The sequence below is a fragment of the Billgrantia desiderata genome (assembly GCF_900108215.1).
Classification (GTDB): domain Bacteria; phylum Pseudomonadota; class Gammaproteobacteria; order Pseudomonadales; family Halomonadaceae; genus Halomonas; species Halomonas desiderata.
In genome coordinates, this window is record NZ_FNVC01000021.1 from 23,127 (window position 1) to 42,773 (window position 19,647).

The window sequence follows — 19,647 nt, forward strand, 5'->3', positions numbered from 1 at the left end:
TACCTCACCAGCGACAGGCGTCGCGCAGCGGCTGAATCGCCTGGCGCAGCCCGGCGGTCTCGAAGCGCAGGCCGTCGAGGGTGGCCTGGTCGCTGCCCAGTGCCAGTTCATCGGCATCCAGCAGTTGCTGCAGCGTGGCGATGGCCGGCAGCCCCCGGCCGCCGCTGACCACGTAGCCACCGTCGCGGGCCTGCCATACCTGCTCCAGTTCGCGTCCTCCGGCCCGCAGGCGTACCTGCACCCGGGGGGCGTCCAGCGCCTGCGGCAGGTGGATCTGGAAGCGGGTGATGGTCTTCTCGCAGGCGATCACCAGCTGCGGCCGCGGCGGCACGCTGCCCAGTGCCGGGGCGCTGATGCGCACGTCCTCGCCCTCTTCGCGTACCAGTAGCCCCATGTCGTCACCCTCGCGCTCGGCCTCCTGGGCGTTGATCGCATGCCACAGGGCGGGACGCAGGTCTTCACTCACCGCCGCATCGTCGCGGGTCAGGAACAGGGCGTCGTAACAGCCCAGCCGCTCCAGGCGCGAGGGCTCGGCCGCGCACTCACGGGCCTGAGCCACCACGGCCTCGGCGGTGTCGCCCCAGGCGTCGGCGGTAACGATCAGGCTCACGGCCAGCACCAACCATGGCGCGCGACGGAAAACAGAGGTCGAACTCATTTGGCATCCAGTTCCAGCAGTCGGCACTTGTGTGCCAGGGTGCGCTTGGGCAGGCCGAGGCTCTCGGCCGCCAGGGCGCGGTTGCCATCGAACAGCAGCAGGCGCTGACGAATCAGCTCCGCTTCGTAGTCGCGCAGGGCGCGACGCAGGTCCTTCACGCTTTCGGCACTCGCCTTGGCGGGCGCTGTCGAGACGCTACCGTCGTCATCGGCCTCGGCATCGGCCTGGGCGGGCAACGCCTCGGGGGCGACATCCTCGCCGGGGCGGGTCATGGCGCAGGCGTAGTCGATCAGGTTCTTCAGCTCGCGCACGTTGCCCGGGTAGTCGCGCTCGCGCAGCTGGCGCAGCGCGGCTGGGGTGATGCCCATCTCGCCGCGCCCCTCACGGATACAGAAATCGGCAACGAAGGCTTCGGCCAGCTCGGCGATGTCCTCGCTGCGTTCGCGCAGCGGCGGCAGGGTCAGCGGAAACTGACCCAGCCGATAGTAGAGATCGGCGCGGAAGCGCTGGTCGCGGATCCGTTCGCGCAGCGGCTGATGCGTGGCCGCCACCAGGCGCAGATCGGCGCGCCGCTCCTCGCTCGAGCCCAGCGGCCGGTAGCGGCCGTTCTCCAGCACCCGCAGCAGCTTGGCCTGCAGCGGCAGCGGCATGTCGCCGATCTCGTCGAGGAACAGGGTGCCGCCGTCGGCCTGACTGATCAGCCCTTCACGAGCGCGATCGGCCCCGGAGAAGGCGCCCTTGGCATGGCCGAACAGCTCCGATTCCAGCAGCGACTCGGGAATCGCCGCACAGTTGATCGCCATGAAGGCGCCTTCGCGCCGTCCCGAGAGGCGATGAATGGCGCGGGCCACGCGATCCTTGCCGGTGCCGGTCTCGCCCTGCAGCAGCACCGCCAGATTGGTCTCCGCCGCCCGTACCACCTGGCTGCGCAGCGCCTGCATGGCCTTTGAGCCGCCCAGCAGATCCGCAGCCAGGCGCTCGGCCAGGGCCTGACGCCGGGCGCCGTCGCTGAGCTGGGCCAGCGACTGGCGCAGGCTCGCCTCGCGCTGGCGCTCGCCCTGGTGGCGGGTGAGCCCCGCCCACAGCCGGCACAGCAGCGCCTCGAAGGCGGCGAACTCGCCGTCCGCCTCGAGCCGGGCGAGGCTGGCCGCTTCCCCGGCCATGGCCAGGGCACCGAGCCACTCGCGCTTGCCGTCCAGCGCCCGCAGCGGACGCACCACCAGCTGCAGCCCGCCGGAAAGCGCCGCCACCTGGGCCTGGAAGTCGGCGTGGTCGAGCCGCGAACGCGCCTCCAGCAGGCCCAGGCGCAACGGCTTGCCCTGGCGAATGGCATGGGCGTAGGGGTGACGGAAGTCGTCGCAGTCGAAGCGCACGTCATTGCCGTCGCTGCCCAGCCAGCGACCGCTGCCGTCGAGGTAGAGACAGCTGACCCAGGCCAGCGCGTGGCTGGCCTGGAGAATGCCGCCGGCACAGGCACGCAGCTCGGCGGGCGAGGCGCTTTCGACCAGCGCCAGCGCACGCGCCATGCCATCGAGGCCGGGCCCCGTCGGCAGGTCGCCTTCGCACCAGCGCATGTCGATCGCCTTCGCCGTCATCGCCTACACCACCTCCGCAGTGAAGGCGCCCGCCTCGTCGACGCCCAGGGCCACCCGGGTCACCGGCTCGCGCCGCGCCAGGCGGTCGAGCAGCGCCCGCGACACCGGCGGCAGCAGCTCGCCGTCGATCACCGACTCGAGCATGCGCGCGCCGTTCTCGCTGCGGGTGGCGCGAGCACAAATGGCGTCGCGCAGGGCCTCGTCGAGCACCACTTCGGCCTGGCGATGGCGCGAGCGGATACGCTCGGCCAGGGTGTCGAGCTTGGCCGCCACGATGTCGCGCAGGGTGTCGGCACCCAGCGGGAAGTAGGGCACCACCTCCATGCGCGCCAGCAGCGCCGGCTTGAAGAAGCCTGCCAGTACCGGGTAGAGCGCGTCGTCCAGCGCTGCGGGCTCGTCGGCGTGGGCAACGATGGCCTCAAAGCCGAGGTTCGAGGTGAGGAAGAACACCACGTTCTTGCAGTCGATCAGGCGCCCTTCCCCATCGGCCAGCTCGCCCTTGTCGAAGGCCTGGTAGAACAGGTTGAGCACGTCCGGGTGGGCCTTCTCGACCTCGTCGAGCAGCACCACCGAATAAGGGCGCTGACGGATCGCCTCGGTCAGCAGACCGCCCTCGCCGAAGCCCACGTAGCCCGGCGGCGAGCCGATCAGCCGCGACACGGTGTGCTTCTCCTGGTACTCGGACATGTTGATGGTGGTGAGGAACTGGCGACCGCCGTAGAGGCGCTCGGCGATCTGCACCACGGTCTCGGTCTTGCCCACACCGCTGGGGCCGACCAGCAGGAAGGCGCCCAGCGGGCGACCGGGACGGCGCAGGTCGGCGCGGGCGGTGAGCAGGTGGCGATGCACGCGCTCGATGGCCACGTCCTGACCCTGCACCAGCCGGCCGAGATGCTCGGGCAGCTCGGTAAGACGGGTCAGTTCGTCGCTGGTCATGCGCTCCACCGGCACCCCGGTCCAGTCGCCGATGACCTGAGCGATCTGCGCCTCCTCGACGCTGGCGTTGACCAGGGCGAACTCCTGCTGCAGCTCGGTCAGGCGCGCCTCGTGGCGGGCCAGGGCTTCGTGCGGGTCCTCGGCGGCGACAGCAGCCTCCTCGGTGCTCTCGCCAGTCCCTGCTTCGGGGCTCTCCTCAAGGCTTGCCTCAAGACCTTCTGCAGGGCTCGCACCGGCGGCATTCGCTGTCGTCACGCCCTCGCTGGCCACCTCGGCCTCGGCAGTCGCAGGCTCGACCTCGGCGTCGTCCTTGCCCGCGTCGAGCAGCTGACGATGCAGGGCGATGATCGCGTCGACGCACTCGCGCTGGTCGACCCAGGCCGCCTCGAGCCGCTCGACCTCCTCCTCCAGACGTGCCAGGCGGGCGTCGAGCTCGGCCTCGCGGGCCGGGTCGGGGCTGCGCCCCAGCAGGCGTTCGCGGTCGAGCTGTTCGCGCTCGCGCTGGGCGGAAATGTGCTCGCTCTTGAGGTGGCTGAGCCGGCGCGGCGGAGTATCCAGCGCCTGGGAGAGCCGCGCGCAGGCGGTGTCGAGCACATCGATGGCCTTGTCGGGCAGCTGGCGGCCGGCCAGGTAGCGCGCCGAAAGCTCGGCGGCGGCGCGCAGGCCGCTGTCGCCCACCAGCACGCCGTGGGCGTTCTCGTAGGTGTCGCGCAGACCGCGCAGGATCATCAGCGCCTGGTCGACGCTGGGCTCGGCCAGGGCCACCGGCTGGAAGCGCCGGGAGAGCGCCGGGTCCTTCTCGAAGTACTTCTTGTACTCGCGCCAGGTGGTGGCGGCGATGGTGCGCAGTTCGCCGCGGGCCAGGGCCGGCTTGAGCAGGTTGGCGGCGTCGCCACCGCCCTCCTGATTGCCGGCGCCGATCAGGGTGTGGGCCTCGTCGATGAACAGCAGGATCGGCCGCGGCGAGGACTTGACCTCCTCGATCACCGCCTTGAGGCGCTTCTCGAACTCGCCCTTGACCGCGGCACCGGCCTGCAGCGCACCGAGATCGAGACTCATCAGCTCGACGTCGGCCAGCGCCGAGGGCACGCGGCCTTCGACGATGCGTGCGGCAAGGCCCTCCACCACGGCGCTCTTGCCCACCCCGGCATCGCCGATGACGATGGGGTTGTTCTTGCGCCGACGCCCGAGGATGTCGAGCATCTGGTCGATTTCCGGATCGCGGCACAGCACCGGGTCGAGCTCGCCGCGCCGGGCCTGCTCGGTGAGCGAGGTGGCAAAGCGTGCCAGGGCGCTGTCGCCCTGAGCGGCCTGGGCCGGACGCCGCCCGGCGTCGCCAGACTCGGCGCGGGGTGCTTCGGCGGAGTCGGCGGCCAGCCGCTCGAAGCCGCGACGCAGCCCCTCACGATTGATCTCGGCCAGCAGCGCGGCGCTGCGCGGCCCCACATAGCGCCCGGTGTTGTGCAGCAGAGCGGTGAAGATCAGGCCGCTGCGCAGGCTGTCATAGCTGAATTCGGTCGTGGCCAGCAGCCAGGCGTCCTGCAGCAGCTCGACCAGCAGCGGCGAGAAGCTCGGCGTGGTGACGGCCAGGTCCCGCGGCGGGCGAGTCTCCTCGGCCAGCCGTGCGCGCAGCTCGTGGAGGTCGACGCCCTGCCCTTCGAGCAGGCAGCGCAGGTCGCACAGCGGCTGATCGATCAGCGCCAGCAGCAGGTGGCCGGCGGTGACCTCGGGAGCCTGCTGCTCGGCGCACAGCACCGCGGCCTGCTCCAGGCCTTGACGGGAAACGGCGTTGAGACGGCCGATGAGCGCGGGAAGCTCTACCCTGAGCATGGGATCTCCTAACGGTAAATCTGATCGAGAAGGGTACCGACCTGGGCCGCTTGTTGATCGAGCGTCCAGGCGAAGCCCAGGTAGGCGCCGACCATGGCGACGGCGAACAGCGCGAACACGCCCCACACCGGCATGCCGCGACCGCGGTGGCGCCGCCCCGGCATGACGTTGTCGAGCGGCCGGGTCAGGCTGTCCTCGGGGGTGTCGCTGAGGGCCGCCAACTGGTCGCCGAGGGTGCGCACGATGTGCTCGTACTCCTCGCGGCCGTGGTCCATGACCTTGTAGCGCCCTTCGAAACCGAGACACAGGCAGAGGTAGATGAACTCCAGCATGTCGCGGTAGCGCTGCGGCTCCTGCTGCAGCCGGGCGAGGATCGAGAAGACCTTCTCGCCGCCCCAGGTCTCGTTGTGGAAACGCGTCAGCAGCGAGTGCTCGGCCCAACTGCTCTGGTGCCCCCAGGGGGTGCCCATCACCGCCTCGTCGATGAACGAGCAGAGCACGTAGCGGAAGGCCAGCAGGGTGGGTCGGTCGTAGCCCTGCTCGGTGAGCTCCACCTCGATGGCGGCGATCTCGTCGACCACCTGACGGTAGAGCCGGTCGAGGTCGCTCATGCCGTCGAGCTGGCGCACCCGCAGCACCATGCCCAGCAGCGAACTGGCGGCGTCGGCCAGCGGGTTGAGGTTGTAGCCGCGCAGGCGGAACCAGTACTCCTCGTCGGCGTCGAGCTGTTCGGCATGGCTGTGGATAAGCCGCTCCAGCCCGCGCTCGTCGATGCGGTCCTCATGGCGGGTGGGGGCATAGCGCGCCACGGCGCCAGCCTCGGGTTCGTATCGCGTGGTGGCAAGTTCTTGCATGGCTTAGCTCCTGATCGCCCAGAACTGCATTTCGAGCCCGGGGAATTCGCCCGCCACATGGAAGGCGAAGCCGCTGGCACCGTCGAGCATGCTCCAGGCCTGACTCTGCCGGTCGAGCCGGAAGTAGCTGTAGCCGGCGTGGTAGGGCAGTTCGCGCGGGGCCACCGGCAGCGGCTCCAGCGGCACACCGGGCAGCTGCAGGCTGATGAGGTCGCGGATGCGCTCCACGCTTGCCACCTTGGTCTGCTGCAGGAACAGCTTGCGCAGCCGCTCGTGGGGCATGTCGGCACGCACCGCGAGGATGAAGTCGGCGCTGTCGAGCAGGGCCGGATCGGCCAGCGGCGCCACCAGCAGGCCGTAGCGGCGCGACTGCAGCTGGATCGCCAGCGCACGCGGCTCGAGCACGGTGGAGAGCGCCTGGCGCAGGCTCTGCATCAGCATGCGGAAGGCCCGCTCGGGGTGGTCGTGGTCGTAGGCCGGATACTCCGGCGGCAACCGCGACTCGTCGGTGAAGGTCGTAAGTTCGCTGGCGGTCTCCAGCATGGTGGCGAACAGCCGCTCCGGGTGCAGGTGACCCAGGCGCGCCAGGTGCTGGAAGCGCGGCTGGGCGCGGTTGAGCAGCTGCAGCAGCATGAAGTCGGAGACGTCGGCCACGCCGGCCTGGTGCGGCGAGGCGAGGCGATGGGCGATATTGCGTGCACGCTCGCGCATCAGCCCGGCCATCTCGCCGACGAAGCGCTGCAGCACCGGCGCCGCCTGCACGTTGAGCAGCGTGGGGATGAACTGCTCGTCGAGCACCAGGCTGCCGTCGGGACGCCGCTCGTGGATGCGCGCCACCGCCAGGCAGGTGTAGGCGCTGCGGTCGTCGCGCTCGAGCAGCAGCCTGGGGGCGACCCGGGCAACATCGAGAATCGCGGTATCGCCGTCGCGGGAGTGCAGATCGCGCACGCTGCGCTGGGCCAGGCGATAGCGGGTCGGCAGGTCGTCGTCGGGCCAGCGCACCTCGCCCACCGCATCGGTGGCCAGCGGCAGGCAGAGGTAGACGAGCTGGTTGGCGATACCGGCGTCGTCGATCTCCAGCGGCTGCGGCTCGATGTCGTCTTCGGGCAGCAGGAACGCCGTACCGTCGGGCATCACGCCGCTGGCACGGCTGATGGCGATGCGTCCGAAGCTCAGGTATTCGGCGTTGAGTTCCAGGGTCTGGAAGCCGTACAGGGCGTGGCTGATGCCGCGCAGGCGCGCCTCGAGCAGACCCTCGAGGCTGCGCTGCTGCTGCTGGAAGTGCTGGGGCTTGATGAACAGCCCCTCGCTCCATACCACTCGGTTGCGGCTGGCCATCAGTCTTCCTTCCTCAGCTCGGCCTCGTCGGCGCGCAGATGCACCAGCAGGTGGTAGTCCTCACTGCGCGAGGCGACCCGGACCACCTTCTTCCATTCGGTCTGGTCGGGGTTGTTGTAGAAGGCGATCAGCCCGATGTAGCGGGTCTCCTCATCGATGTCGAACGGCTCGTAGAACTTCCACTGCCCCGGCAGCAGGGTGAAATCGTCATGCGACAGATAGTTGGTGCCCAGGGCACCTTCCAGGTCGTTGAGCAGCTGCTGGTGGTCGGCCGCCATCAGCATCGAGTCGTCCTTGAGCTGCAGGATCTGGAAGCGCAGCGGCGTTCCCTCGCCCTCGAAGTTGGGATTGACGTCGGGCTCGGCGAGCATGGCCAGGTCGACTCGGGTCGGGCGGTCTTCGGGGTGGCCCACCGGGATCGAGGGATCGCGGATCACCTGCCAGGTCTTGCCGATGGTGGTACAGCCGCTGAGAACCAGCGCCAGCAGCAGCACCGCCAGCCAGCTCAAGGTGCGCCCCGAGGCCTTGCTTGCGCGCAAAAGTCTTGTACTCATGTTTCCTGCGTCCCGTCTTGTTGTGTTCACTTGGCTTCGCGCTGCTGACGTCGCACCGATTGGTCGTAGGCCTGCTCGAACACCTCCCAGAACAGCTTGGCGAAGCCCTGCTGACGGCCGGAGTTGAGCTCCTGGTAGTAATGGCGATACATCTCCCACGCCCAGCTGTCCTCGTCGTCGAGGCGGTTGCCGGCACCGCGGTAGGCGTGGAAGCGCTTGAGCAGGGCATCCGGAGCGAAGGCGTCGAGGATCGCCTGCAGCGCCTCGCCGATGGCCTCCTCCACCGCCGCCTGGTGCTGCCCCTGATGGGTCAGGCACTCGGTGACGGCCGCCGGTGCCGAGAGGTGCACCGGACTGCGGCGGGCGGAGAACAGCGTCTCCACGGTGTCGCGGTAGGGTTGGCCCAGGCGCAGCGGGTTGTCCTCGATCGGCTGCAGGCGGCGGTCGCGCAGCGGATAGCGGCTGTCGTCCTGGGCACGGTGCAGCGCCTGCAGGCCTTCGATGGCGGCGCGCAGGGTCTGGCCGGCCTCGGCCAGGAAGTTCTGCTGCTCTTCGCTGTCGGCAAAACGCAGCTCGGCGCCCAGGGCACGCAGCAGCGGATCGCTGCCGACGGAGCCGGCGCCGACCGGCACGCTGTCCTGCCAGCGCTCCTCGAGCTGTTCGCCTACCGAGCGTTCCAGATCGTCCAGCAGCCCTTCGTCCATTTCCCGGTTCATCTTGGTGTCTTCCTCGTATCGTCGATTGGTCGGCGCCGCTGCGCGCCACTCCAGAGAGCCGTGCTGTCCCGTGTCGCCATGCCGCTGCTCGGCCAGCACGCCGAGCAGCGCATCGTCATCGCCTTGCGCCGCATCATGCTCGTGAGCCAGGGCCGTGAGCGGATCGCGCTGGCTGGCGCCGGGCGTGGCCTCGCCCAGGGCTTCCAGCGGGTCGTCGCGACGCGGCGGCGGAAAGGCGGCCGAGGGCGCGGCCCGGTAAGGCACCACGCCCTGCTCCGCCAGCACCTCCTGCTCGTCGTCGACCAGCGCGGCAAGCGGCTGGGCGCCGGGCAAGCCGGCCTGACGGTCGCCCAGATGCACGCGCACCCGGTACTCGCCGATCCCCAGCTCGTCGCCATCGCGCAGGGCGACCCGACGATCGCGGCCCAGCGGCAGCGTGGCTTGATTGATGAAGGTGTGGCCGCTGCGGTCGATCAGGCAGAACTGGCCGTCGGCCCGGAGGATCTCGGCATGGGCCGGGCGGATCCGCCCGGCGTGGTCCTGCAGCAGCCAGTCGTCGCTCTCGGCGCTGCCCAGGGTGCCCCCCGAGGCCGCAAATACGTAGCTGCTGGTGGAGCGCCCCTCGAGCCGTTCGCTGTTGAGCACCACCAGGGTGACAGCGCTGGCGGCGGCCTGGGGACGGGAAAGATACGTCATCGCGTTACCCTGTCATCTGAATGCGCACCCGGCGCCGCCCTGCGGCGGCACCGGCTTGGGGATTGACGAAAGTGGTCCAGCCGAGCTGGCAGCAGCCGTGGTCGCCAAGACGCATGGGCTGTACGGCGCTCTCCAGCAGCTCCAGTTCGAGGTCGTAGGCCAGCGGCTCGCGCAGCACGAAGCTGACCAGGGTCTTGAGCGGCGCATGTTCACGGCCGTCGGGCAGGAAATCGCGGAAACGCGCCAGGCTGAGCCCCTGCAGGCACAGGGCGAACTTGCCGCCCACATCGGCGACCCGCTCGCCGGCCACCATGTCCTCGCCCAGGGTCATGGCGCCGAGGCCAGTGCGGCTGCGCTGATCCTCGGGAATCTCGACCCAGCGGTGCACCCACTGCTCGACGCTCACGTCGTCGAGGTCGAAGCAGTGGCCGACCACGCTCTCGACCACCTCGGGCGAGCGCGAGCGCCCCGCCAGCAGGCCGGCATAGGCGAGCATCTTGCCCCAGTTGATCGGCGTCTCGCCGCGCAGCTCCTCGTCGGCCAGCCCCACCAGGGCGAACACCGCGGCGGAGAAGCCGTCGCTGGCGCCGTCCTGGTAGCGCACGTAGTGGCGATACTTGCGCCAGCTGCGATGCACCAGGGTCAGCAGGCGGTGGTTGAAGAAGTCGAGGAAATCGCGGGCCACCCCTTCGTGGTGGGCCGCCTCGTGGGCCAGCGATTCCAGGTAGTAGCCGGGCAGCGGCGACTGGGCCCCCTGCAGGCCGAAGAAGCTGACTTCCAGCGCGTATTCGCCGCTCGGGCGGGACTCCAGCGCCACCACGTCGCTGCCTGGGAAGCCCAGCGACGCCGAGGCGCTGAAGCGCACTCGCTCGCGGCCGGGATGCACGTCGGCCACGCGCTCGAGATCGTCTTCATGGTGACGATGCAGCAGCTCGACGAGCTGGTAGAAATCGTAGCGCCGGGCCCCCTCGATCAGGGCCAGCGGCGCTAGATCAGGGGTTGTTGGCCCGACTGTAAGGTCCATGCGTAACGTTCCTGGTTGTGACGATTGACGACGTGGAGTTCGTGGAACGAGTTGATGCTGGCGTAGAGCGAGAAGAATCGTGCCAGCACGCTGCCGAACAGATAGAGGCTGCCCTCGTCGCCGAAGGCCTCCTGATCCAGGGTCATCACCGAGCGCAGGCCGCGTACCGGCAGACCACGCTTGAGTCGGTCGATGGAGCGGGTCTCGATGTTCAGCACACCGGCGAGACGCTTCTGCGACACCCGCTCGGCCTGACGGTCGACCAGGGCGCGGAAGTCGTAGGCGCGCAGCACCGAGCACAGTGCATCGCGCTCGAGCAGCGACAGATAGTTGAGCGAGAGGTTGGAAATCAGCGTCCACAGCAGGCTGCCGTCCAGGGTCGGACGCAGCGCCGGGGTGGGCCGGGTGATGTTGCGATAGGCGGCAAACACCGGGCTGGTGTCGGTGGAAGCGATGATGTCGCCTACCGCCAGACGCTCGGGCAGGGTGCGGTTGCTGCAGGTCAGGCGCAGCGAGATGGTCTCGCGCATGCCGACGCAGGCCTGCTCGTCGCCGCGCACGAAGGCGATGTCGTGGTCGAAGCCGTCGCCGCGCAGGCTGTCGCGCACCCGCACCCGGAAGTAGCGCGCCTCGCGGCCGCGGTCACGCTCGATCTGATGCTGGAAGCTCTCGAACGGCACGTACTGACGCGGCTCGCCGCGCATCTTGCCGCTGTCGCCCTCCAGCCAGCCCTGTACCGCATCGACGCTGAACACCTCGTAGTGCTCCGCCGCGCGGCTGCTGGGCCGAATGCGGTACTCGCTGCGCTCGCCGTTGAGATCGATGGGGTCGGCGTCGTGGCTGAACAGGTTGATCGCCGGGGCGCAATAGAGCGCCAGGTGTTCGTCGCGAACCTTGGCGTCCGCCGGCAGCGTGCGCGAGAAGACGAAGCGCAACACGATACGCGAGGCCTGGCGCGGCGGCAGCAGGCGGCCGAGCCCCATCAGATCGACGAAGTGAAAGGCCTCGGGAAAGCACAGGTACTCCTGCAGGATGCGATAGCCCTGATGCACGTTGCGCGGATAGGGCAGCAGCGCATGCTCGCGCTCGAAACCCACCGGAGCGAGCATGTCGCGGGGCAGCGGTACCACGGCGCCGTCGATCTCCAGCTCCAGGCGCGACAGGTAGTGGCCCAGCCACAGATAGAGCGTGCGTGCGGTATAGCCACCGCCGCCCAGGTGCAGACGCAGGTTGTCGATGCCCAGCGCATCCAGCGACTGATCGCCGTCCACGTCGAGGGCCAGCTCGACGATGGAGGATTCGCGGGAGTGTCGCGCCTCCACGCCGGCATGCATCAGCGGGTAGAGCGCCACGTCGTGGCAGATACGGAAGCGACAGGCGGTGCCGTCGATGGGCCGCGCCGCCAGGGTGGTGCCGGCGGGCACTTCCTGACGTCCGCTGAGAGCCCCCTTGTTGGGCGTGAACTGCATGATCGTCATGCTCGGCACCGGGCGCAGATAGTTGGGCCACAGCATGGAGATCAGCGAGTGGGTGAGTTCGGGGAACTCGTCCTCGACCTTCTCGCGCATGCGCCCGGTGAGAAAGGCGAAGCCTTCCAGCAGCCGCTCGACGTCCGGGTCCGTGCTGCGCTCGGAGAGGAAACGGCTGAGGCCGGGGTTGGCCTCGGCGAACTCCCGCCCCTGCAGCTTCAGGTAATCGAGCTCATCCCGGTAATAACGATTGAGCATGCACGCCTCGCTTCCTGGCTGGGGCTAATCGGCTTGGGTACTCAGTTCAGGCACTGGTAGCGTTTGTCGTTGAGCAATAGATCGATGGTGGCCTGGCCCTGGTCGCGACCGAGATCCACCGTGGCGTGCACCTGGAAGCGCAGCTGCAAGGGGTCGCTGCCGCGTGGCAGCGACTCCACCTCCACCTGCCGCACGCGCGGCTCGAAGCGCTCGATGCACTGACGAATGGCGCGCTGGATGTTGCGCTCCAGGTCGAGCACGCCGATGGTCGCGTCGTTGAAGTCGAGGAGCCCCAGCTCCGGGGCACATTCGCTGTGCCCCGGGTGGCTGTTGAGCAGATCGACCAGATGGCGCTTGATGGACTCGACGATCTCGGCAAGGCTCGCCTCGGCGCCGCTGGCTTCCGGTCGCTCGGGAGTCGCCAGACGCTCGAACAGCCGGTTGCCGAGCACGCCGCCACGGTGGATCGTCATGGCCGCGTCCTCCCCTTACTCCTTGTCCAGACGGCCCACCAGTGACAGCTCGAAGTTGGCGCCCATGTACTTGAAGTGCGGGCGCACCGCCATGGAGACCTGATACCAGCCCGGATCGCCCTCGACGTCGGAGACCTGGATCGAGGCGGCGCGCAGCGGACGACGGCTGCGCACTTCGGCCGGCGGGTTCTCCTGGTCGGCGACGTACTGGCGAATCCACACGTTGAGCTCGCGCTCGAGATCCTGACGCTCCTTCCAGGAGCCGATCTGCTCGCGCTGCAGCACTTTGATGTAGTGCGCCAGGCGGTTGATGATGAACATGTAGGGCAGCTGGGTGCCGAGCTTGTAGTTGGTCTCGGCGGCCTTGCCCTCGGGGGTGTTGGGGAAGACCTTGGGCTTCTGCACCGAGTTGGCCGAGAAGAAGGCGGCGTTGTCGCTGCCCTTGCGCATGGTCAGCGAGATGAAGCCCTCTTCGGCCATCTCGAACTCACGGCGGTCGGTGACCAGCACCTCGGTGGGAATCTTGGCCTGCAGCTGGCCCAGCGCCTCGTAGGTGTGTACCGGCAGGTTCTCCACCGCACCGCCGCTCTGCGGGCCGATGATGTTGGGGCACCAGCGGTACTTGGCGAAGCTGTCGGTGAGGCGCTCGGCGAGCAGGTAGGCGGTGTTGCCCCACAGATAATGCTCGTGGCTCTCGCTGACCGTCTCGCGGTAGTGGAAGGTCTTGACCGGGTTCTCCACCGGGTCGTAGGGCATGCGCAGCAGGAAGCGCGGCGCGGTGAGCCCCAGGTAGCGGGCATCCTCGGACTCGCGCAGGCTGCGCCAGCGGGCGTACTTGGGCCCCTCGAAGATCGCCTTGAAGTCCTTGATGTTGGGCAGCTCCTGGAAGCTGTCGATGCCGAAGAAGCTCGGCGCCACCGAGGAGAGGAACGGTGCGTGGGCCATGGCGCCCACCGCGGCGGTGAACTGCAGCAGCTTGATGTCGGGGGTCGAGGGCGAGAAGTCGTAGTTGCCGATGATGGCGCCTACCGGCTCACCGCCGAACTGACCGTACTCGGCCGCATACACGTGCTGGTAGAGCCCGCTCTGGCTGAGCTCCGGCGCGAACTCGAAGTCCTCCAGCAGCTCCTCCTTGGTGGCGTGCAGCAGGTCGAGCTTGATGTTCTGGCGGAAGTCGGTGCGATCGACCAGCAGCTTGAGCCCGCGCCAGGCCGATTCGATCTGCTGGAAGCCGCGATCGTGCAGGATCTCGTCGACCTGACTGCCGATCTTGCGGTCGAGCTCGACGATCATGCGGTCCACCACCGCCTTGTTGACCTGCGGTGCCGCATCGTCGCTGCGCAGCAGCTCGGCAATGAAGGCGGCCACGCCCTGCTTGGCGATGTCGTAACCGTCCTCGGACGGCGCCAGGCGGGTCTGCGCCATCACCTGATCGAGAAGGGAACCCTCGGCCTGGGCCTCGGCGGCCTGCCCCTGCGTCTGTGCCATTTCGCTCATTGTACGTGCCTCGAATCTTTTGCCTGGCCGGGAACGTCATGCGCATGTCGGCGCGCTCCCGGAATGCCTCAGTGACGCTGGAGCCTCAGCTCTCGGCGTCGTCGCGAGTGTCCAGCAGCTCGAGTTCGGCGAGCAGCTGCGTGCGCGCTTCGTCGCTCTCCATCAGCTTCTGCAGCTGGTCACGGAACGCCGGCACGTTGCCCAGCGGCCCCTTGAGCGCCACCAGCGCCTCGCGCAGCTCGACCAGCTTGCGCAGCTCGGGCACTTGGCGTGCCACGCTGTCGGGGGTGAAGTCCTCGAGCGACTTGAATTCGAGATTGACCGGCAGGTCGCCGGCGTTCTCGCCCTCCTCGAGGCGATTGGGCACGCTGGCCGTCAGGCTGAGACCGGCCTCGCGCATTACCGACTTGAAGTTGTTCTTGTCCACCGAGAGCTTTTCGCGCGCCTCGATCGGCGTGGCCTCGGCACCGCCCTTGAAGTCGCCTACCACCAGCAGCTTGAGCGGCAGCTCGGTTTCCGCCTGCTGGTCGCCGGTAGCCGGCACGTACTTGATGTTGATGCGCTCTTTCGGCGCAACGGTTCCTTCCTTCGCCATTGGAGAAGCTCCCTGATGGACCGCCTTGTTTGGAATCGCAACAGCTGAATCGCTACAGCTGCGTCGACAACGCACCACGCCCTGTCCGCATCGGCCCACTCTCAGGCAGGCAGATGCGGTCAGCATTCAGGTGAGAAACGTTATCGCCCTTGCTCGTGAGGCGAGAGAGTAATCAGGCTTTTGAAATGTGCCAAACGGCCCGGTCGGCCGGTTGACGGTTACAGTTGGGATACAGGACGTCGTTTCGGCTTACACGCAATCCGCCACAACTCCCGCGGCGACGCGGGTCGTTTCTGAATGCAGGCCATTTACGACAAATGGGCGAGCGAATTAACTACAAGGCTTGTAGGAAATCGCTTACACAAATATAAGAAATATAGGGCAAATTGATACGCCATTCGCTTCACCTCGACGTGCGATGAATGGCATTAGCGGTACGGGAAGAACCAGTAGCCCTCAAACGAATCGGCCGGGCAAAAGCCCGGCCGGTTCCCTTTCCGCGACAAGACCTCAACCCAGGCGTGCACGAATCGCCGCTTCGATACCGGCAGCATCGAGACCGCACTCGGTCAACAGTTCGGCGGGCTTGCCGTGCTCGACGAAGGCGTCGGGCAGGCCCAGGTTGAGCAGCGCAGCCTGCACGCCCTCGGCGGCAAGCAGCTCGTTCACGCCGCTGCCGGCACCGCCGGCTACCGCATTCTCCTCCAGGGTGACCAGCAGCTCGTGGTCGGCGGCGGCGGCCAGAATCGCCTCGCGGTCGAGCGGCTTCACCGAGCGCATGTTGAGGTGGGTGGCATCAAGGGATGCGGCGACCTCGGCGGCCGGACCGTTGAGGCTGCCGAAGGCGAGCAGGGCGACCCGCTTGCCGGGCTCGGCGCCGCTCTCGCGGCGCAGCTCGGCCTTGCCGATCTCCAACGGCTCGAGGTGCGAGGGTATCGCCACACCCGGCCCGCTGCCGCGGGGGTAGCGTACCGCGGCGGGGCCCGGATGATGATAGGCAGCGCTGAGCATGGCGCGACACTCGGCCTCATCGGCCGGGGCCAGGATCACCATGCCGGGCACGCAGCGCAGGTAGGAGAGATCCATGCTGCCGTGGTGGGTGGGGCCGTCTTCGCCCACCAGGCCGGCGCGATCGATGGCGAAGGTGACGTCGAGTTCCTGCACCGCCACGTCGTGGATCAACTGGTCGTAGCCGCGCTGCAGGAAGGTGGAGTAGATCGCCACCACCGGCTTGGCCCCTTCACAGGCCATGCCGGCGGCCAGCGTCACCGCATGCTGCTCGGCGATGGCCACGTCGTAGTAACGGTCGGGATACGCCTTGGAGAAGCGGATCAGATCGGAGCCCTCGCGCATCGCCGGGGTGATGCCGATCAGGCGCTGGTCCACGGCGGCCATGTCGCACAGCCACTCACCGAAGACGTTGCAATACTTGGGTTTTTTTCTAGCGGGCACCACCGGCGCAGAGCTGGGGGCATCGCCATTCTTTTCCAGCTTGGTAATGGCATGGTAGCCGATGGGATCGGCCTCGGCGGGCAGGAAGCCGCGCCCCTTGCGGGTCTTCACGTGCAGGAACTGGGGCCCGTCCAGGTCGCGAATGTTGCGCAGGGTCTGGATCAGGGTCGGCAGATCGTGGCCGTCGAGCGGGCCGATGTAGTTGAAGCCCATCTCCTCGAACAGCGTGGCCGGGCTGACCATGCCCTTCATGTGCTCCTCGGTGCGTCGCGCCAGCTCCAGCGCTCCCGGCAGGTGCGACAGCACCCGCTTGCCCTCTTCGCGGATGGCAAGGTAGGGCTTGCTGGAGAGAATGCCGGCCAGGTAGCTGGCAATGCCGCCGACGTTCTCGGAGATCGACATCTCGTTGTCGTTGAGCACCACCAGCAGGTTGGCGTCCAGGTGGCCGGCGTGGGCCAGCGCCTCGAAGGCCATGCCGGCGGTCAGGGCGCCATCGCCGATCACCGCACAGACGCGCCGCTTGTCGCCGCGGGTGGCAGCCGCCAGGGCCATGCCCAGCGCCGCCGAGATCGAGGTGCTGGAGTGGCCCACGCCGAAGGTGTCGTAGGGCGATTCGGCGCGCCGCGGAAACGCTGCCAGGCCGCCATACTGGCGAATGGTCGGCATGGCCTCGCGCCGGCCGGTGAGGATCTTGTGCGGGTAGGCCTGATGGCCGACGTCCCATACCAGGCGGTCGTGGGGCGTCTCCAGGGCATGGTGCAGCGCCACGGTGAGCTCCACCACCCCCAGGCCGGCGCCGAAGTGACCGCCGCTGCGGCCCACGCTGTAGAGCAGGTAAGCGCGCAGTTCGTCGGCTACCTGCAGCAGTTGGGCACTGCTCATGGCGCGCAGTGCCGCCGGGGTGTTCAGCGAATCGAGCAGCGGGGTTACCGGGCGCTCGACAGGGATTATGTCGTAGAGCTTCATTGCGATTCGGTCGTCCTGGCTGTCATGCCGTATGGCGGCTAGTGGTCGCGCTCGATCATGTAGCGGGCCAGCCGGGCCAGCGGGTCGCCCGCCTCGCCCAGCGGCGCCAGCGCCGCCAGCGCTTCGTCGGTCAGCTCTTGGGCCCGGCGACGAGCGCCTTCCAGTCCCAGCAGGGCCGGATAGGTCGGCTTGTCGCGGGCGGCATCGGCACCCGATGCCTTGCCCAGGGTCTGGGTGTCGCCGATGACGTCGAGAACGTCGTCGTGTATCTGAAAGGCCAGACCGAGCGCCTCGGCGTAGCGATCCAGCGCCGCCACACGGGGATCCTGTTCGGGCACGGCCGTCAGCGCCCCCATGCGTACCGCGGCGCAGATCAGCGCGCCGGTCTTGTGGGCGTGCATGGTGGCCAGTGCCTCGACGTCAGGGTGGCCGCCAACGGCCGCCAGGTCCAATGCCTGCCCGCCCACCATGCCGTCGCGACCGGCGGCCACCGCCAGCGTGAGAATCAGCGCCGGCAGGCGCGGGTGTGCGGCACGGGCGAGCACTTCGAAGGCCAGGCTCTGCAGTGCATCGCCGGCAAGTATCGCCGTGGCCTCGTCGAAGGCACGGTGCACCGTAGGCTGCCCCCGGCGCAGGTCGTCGTCATCCATGGCCGGCAGGTCGTCGTGCACCAGCGAGTAGGCATGGATCAGCTCGACGGCGGCGGCCGGGGCATCGAGCGCCTCGTCGCTGGCCCCGAGCGAGCGTCCGGCCAGGTAGACCAGCAGCGGGCGCAGGCGCTTGCCGCCCACCAGCAGCGCGTGGCGCATGGCGGCTTCCAGACGCGGTGCCGGCGGCTGGCGCTGCTCGAAGGCGCGCGCCAGGAAGGCATCGACCCGGGCGCGGTCGACCGCCAGGGTGGCGGAGAGGAAGTCAGTGCTCACTGTCGTCCTCCGCGCTCGGGGCAGCGAAGGGTTCGAAGTCGATGCCACCGTCGGGACGCTCGACCAGGGTGCGCACGCGCAGCTCGGCCTCGTCGAGACGACGCTGGGCATTGCGGGTCAGGCGTACGCCCTGTTCGAAGGCGGCAAGCGAGCCTTCCAGCGTCAGCTCGCCCGACTCCAGCCGCTCCACCAGCTGCTCCAGTCGCTCTACGGCAGCGGCGAAATCGACCTCGGCTTCATCGCCCGCCATCTCGCCCGTCGCTTGCTTGTCACGCTCGGCCATGACACCCCTACTTGGTCACCGCTGTTTTCAGGAGGCACAGTATACACGCACAGCCCTATACGCACTGCCCCAGGGGTCGTCTGCCAGCGCCGAGTCACGTGCAGCGCGCTCATCTTCGCGACGCAGCATTTTCATCTTGACGCGTATCGGTTGTGTTAACATGAGCGCCCTGTTCCCAGCCTGAACACCGGATGGCACCACCCCGTTTCGGCACCCTCCGGTCTTCCAGCACAGCACGCGGCGTACCAAGAAGGGGTTGATTCGACCATGGCCAAAACGTCCCTGGACAAGAGCAAGATCAAGATCCTGCTGCTCGAGGGCGTCCACCAGAGCGCGGTGGACAATTTTCTGAATGCCGGTTACACCAACATCGAGCACCTGCCCACCTCGCTCGACGAGGCGGCGCTGATCGAGAAGGTGCGCGATGCGCACTTCCTCGGCATTCGCTCACGCACTCAGCTCACCGAGCGCGTGTTCGCCGCCGCCGAGAAGCTCAATGCCGTGGGCTGCTTCTGCATCGGCACCAACCAGGTCGACCTCAATGCCGCCCTGATCCGCGGCATCCCGGTATTCAACGCCCCCTACTCCAATACCCGTTCGGTGGCGGAGCTGGTGCTGGCCGAGGCCATCATGCTGCTGCGCGGCATCCCCGAGAAGAACGCTCGCGCCCATCAGGGTGGCTGGCTGAAGAGCGCCAAGAACTCCCACGAGGCCCGCGGCAAGACCCTGGGCATCGTCGGTTACGGCAACATCGGCGCCCAGCTCTCTGTGCTGGCCGAGTCGCTCGGCTTCAACGTCATCTTCTACGACGTGGTGACCAAGCTCGGCATGGGTAACGCCAACCAGGTGGCCAGCCTCGAGGAGCTGCTGGCGCGTGCCGACGTGGTCAGCCTGCACGTGCCCGAGCTGCCCTCCACCAAGTGGATGATCGGCAAGGATCAGCTGGCGCTGATGAAGCCCAGCGGCATCCTGATCAACGCCTCCCGCGGCAGCGTGGTGGTGATCGAGGATCTGGCCGAGGCGCTCCAGGCCGGCCGTCTCTATGGCGCCGCCATCGACGTCTTCCCGGTGGAGCCCAAGGGCAACGACGAGGAGTTCGTCAGCCCGCTGCGCGGCATCCCCAACGTGATCCTCACGCCCCACGTCGGCGGCTCGACGCTGGAAGCCCAGGAGAACATCGGCATCGAGGTTTCCGAGAAGCTGATCACCTACTCCGACAACGGCACCACCGTGACCTCGGTGAACTTCCCCGAGGTGGCGCTGCCGGCCCACCCGGACAAGCATCGCGTGCTGCACATCCACGACAACGTGCCGGGCGTGCTTTCCGAGATCAACCGGGTGCTCTCCGAGAGCGGCATCAACATCTCCGGGCAGTACCTGCAGACCAACGACAAGGTCGGCTACGTGGTCATCGACGTGGACAAGGCCTACGGCGAGCAGGCGCTCGAGGCGCTGCGCAAGGTCAATCACACCCTGCGCGTGCGGGTGCTCTACTCCGAGACCAACTTCGAGGAGTGAGCAAGCGGCTCA

General features: G+C 68.1%; 16 protein-coding genes. 1 reads left to right on the forward strand and 15 read right to left on the reverse strand.

Going from position 1 to position 19,647, the window contains the following annotated elements; all coding sequences use genetic code 11:
* Positions 1-4: 4 nt before the first annotated feature.
* From vasI to C4S71_RS16770, 15 genes are all read right to left on the reverse strand, one after another.
* Positions 5-658, reverse strand: a complete 654-nt coding sequence (vasI, locus tag C4S71_RS16700) for a type VI secretion system-associated protein VasI (RefSeq protein WP_103969926.1) — start codon at positions 656-658, stop codon at positions 5-7.
* Positions 655-2,253, reverse strand: coding sequence for a sigma-54 interaction domain-containing protein (locus C4S71_RS16705; RefSeq protein ID WP_103969927.1), 1,599 nt, complete (start codon positions 2,251-2,253; stop codon positions 655-657). The genes vasI and C4S71_RS16705 overlap by 4 nt, the downstream gene beginning before the upstream one ends.
* Before the next feature lie 3 nt (positions 2,254-2,256).
* Positions 2,257-5,019 carry a type VI secretion system ATPase TssH gene (gene tssH / locus C4S71_RS16710; RefSeq protein WP_103969928.1) on the reverse strand — a complete coding sequence of 921 codons (2,763 nt, stop codon included), beginning with the start codon at positions 5,017-5,019 and terminating at the stop codon, positions 2,257-2,259.
* Between the two features lie 8 nt (positions 5,020-5,027).
* A complete protein-coding gene (gene icmH, locus C4S71_RS16715) occupies positions 5,028-5,873 on the reverse strand; it encodes a type IVB secretion system protein IcmH/DotU (protein WP_086510628.1) in 846 nt (281 codons plus the stop codon).
* Between the two features lie 3 nt (positions 5,874-5,876).
* On the reverse strand, positions 5,877-7,211 hold the full coding sequence (gene tssK, locus C4S71_RS16720; RefSeq protein ID WP_103969929.1) for a type VI secretion system baseplate subunit TssK: 1,335 nt from the start codon (positions 7,209-7,211) through the stop codon (positions 5,877-5,879).
* The gene (tssJ, locus tag C4S71_RS16725; protein ID WP_191222936.1) at positions 7,211-7,765 is read right to left on the reverse strand and encodes a type VI secretion system lipoprotein TssJ; all 555 of its coding nucleotides are present in this window, start codon (positions 7,763-7,765) and stop codon (positions 7,211-7,213) included. Before tssJ ends, tssK begins: the two co-directional genes overlap by 1 nt.
* 26 nt (positions 7,766-7,791) lie before the next feature.
* The gene (tagH, locus tag C4S71_RS16730) at positions 7,792-9,177 is read right to left on the reverse strand and encodes a type VI secretion system-associated FHA domain protein TagH (RefSeq protein ID WP_103969931.1); all 1,386 of its coding nucleotides are present in this window, start codon (positions 9,175-9,177) and stop codon (positions 7,792-7,794) included.
* 4 nt (positions 9,178-9,181) lie between these two features.
* Positions 9,182-10,201, reverse strand: a complete 1,020-nt coding sequence (tssG, locus tag C4S71_RS16735; RefSeq protein WP_103969932.1) for a type VI secretion system baseplate subunit TssG — start codon at positions 10,199-10,201, stop codon at positions 9,182-9,184.
* Positions 10,165-11,928, reverse strand: a complete 1,764-nt coding sequence (tssF, locus tag C4S71_RS16740; RefSeq protein ID WP_103969933.1) for a type VI secretion system baseplate subunit TssF — start codon at positions 11,926-11,928, stop codon at positions 10,165-10,167. The genes tssG and tssF overlap by 37 nt, the downstream gene beginning before the upstream one ends.
* A gap of 41 nt (positions 11,929-11,969) precedes the next feature.
* Complete coding sequence (tssE, locus tag C4S71_RS16745; protein ID WP_103969934.1) at positions 11,970-12,401, reverse strand: type VI secretion system baseplate subunit TssE; 432 nt, start codon at positions 12,399-12,401, stop codon at positions 11,970-11,972.
* A gap of 15 nt (positions 12,402-12,416) precedes the next feature.
* Positions 12,417-13,898, reverse strand: a complete 1,482-nt coding sequence (gene tssC, locus C4S71_RS16750; protein ID WP_086510635.1) for a type VI secretion system contractile sheath large subunit — start codon at positions 13,896-13,898, stop codon at positions 12,417-12,419.
* A gap of 85 nt (positions 13,899-13,983) precedes the next feature.
* Positions 13,984-14,493 carry a type VI secretion system contractile sheath small subunit gene (tssB, locus tag C4S71_RS16755; protein ID WP_103969935.1) on the reverse strand — a complete coding sequence of 170 codons (510 nt, stop codon included), beginning with the start codon at positions 14,491-14,493 and terminating at the stop codon, positions 13,984-13,986.
* A gap of 510 nt (positions 14,494-15,003) precedes the next feature.
* Positions 15,004-16,911 carry a 1-deoxy-D-xylulose-5-phosphate synthase gene (dxs, locus tag C4S71_RS16760; protein ID WP_176342889.1) on the reverse strand — a complete coding sequence of 636 codons (1,908 nt, stop codon included), beginning with the start codon at positions 16,909-16,911 and terminating at the stop codon, positions 15,004-15,006.
* A 38-nt stretch (positions 16,912-16,949) separates the two neighbouring features.
* The gene (gene ispA / locus C4S71_RS16765) at positions 16,950-17,834 is read right to left on the reverse strand and encodes a (2E,6E)-farnesyl diphosphate synthase (protein WP_103969936.1); all 885 of its coding nucleotides are present in this window, start codon (positions 17,832-17,834) and stop codon (positions 16,950-16,952) included.
* Positions 17,824-18,117: an exodeoxyribonuclease VII small subunit gene (locus C4S71_RS16770; RefSeq protein WP_086510639.1), complete on the reverse strand. Its 294-nt coding sequence runs from the start codon at positions 18,115-18,117 to the stop codon at positions 17,824-17,826. Before C4S71_RS16770 ends, ispA begins: the two co-directional genes overlap by 11 nt.
* 267 nt (positions 18,118-18,384) lie before the next feature.
* On the opposite strand from C4S71_RS16770, the gene serA reads away from it, so the two are divergent.
* Complete coding sequence (gene serA, locus C4S71_RS16775; RefSeq protein ID WP_103969937.1) at positions 18,385-19,635, forward strand: phosphoglycerate dehydrogenase; 1,251 nt, start codon at positions 18,385-18,387, stop codon at positions 19,633-19,635.
* Positions 19,636-19,647 lie beyond the last annotated feature (12 nt).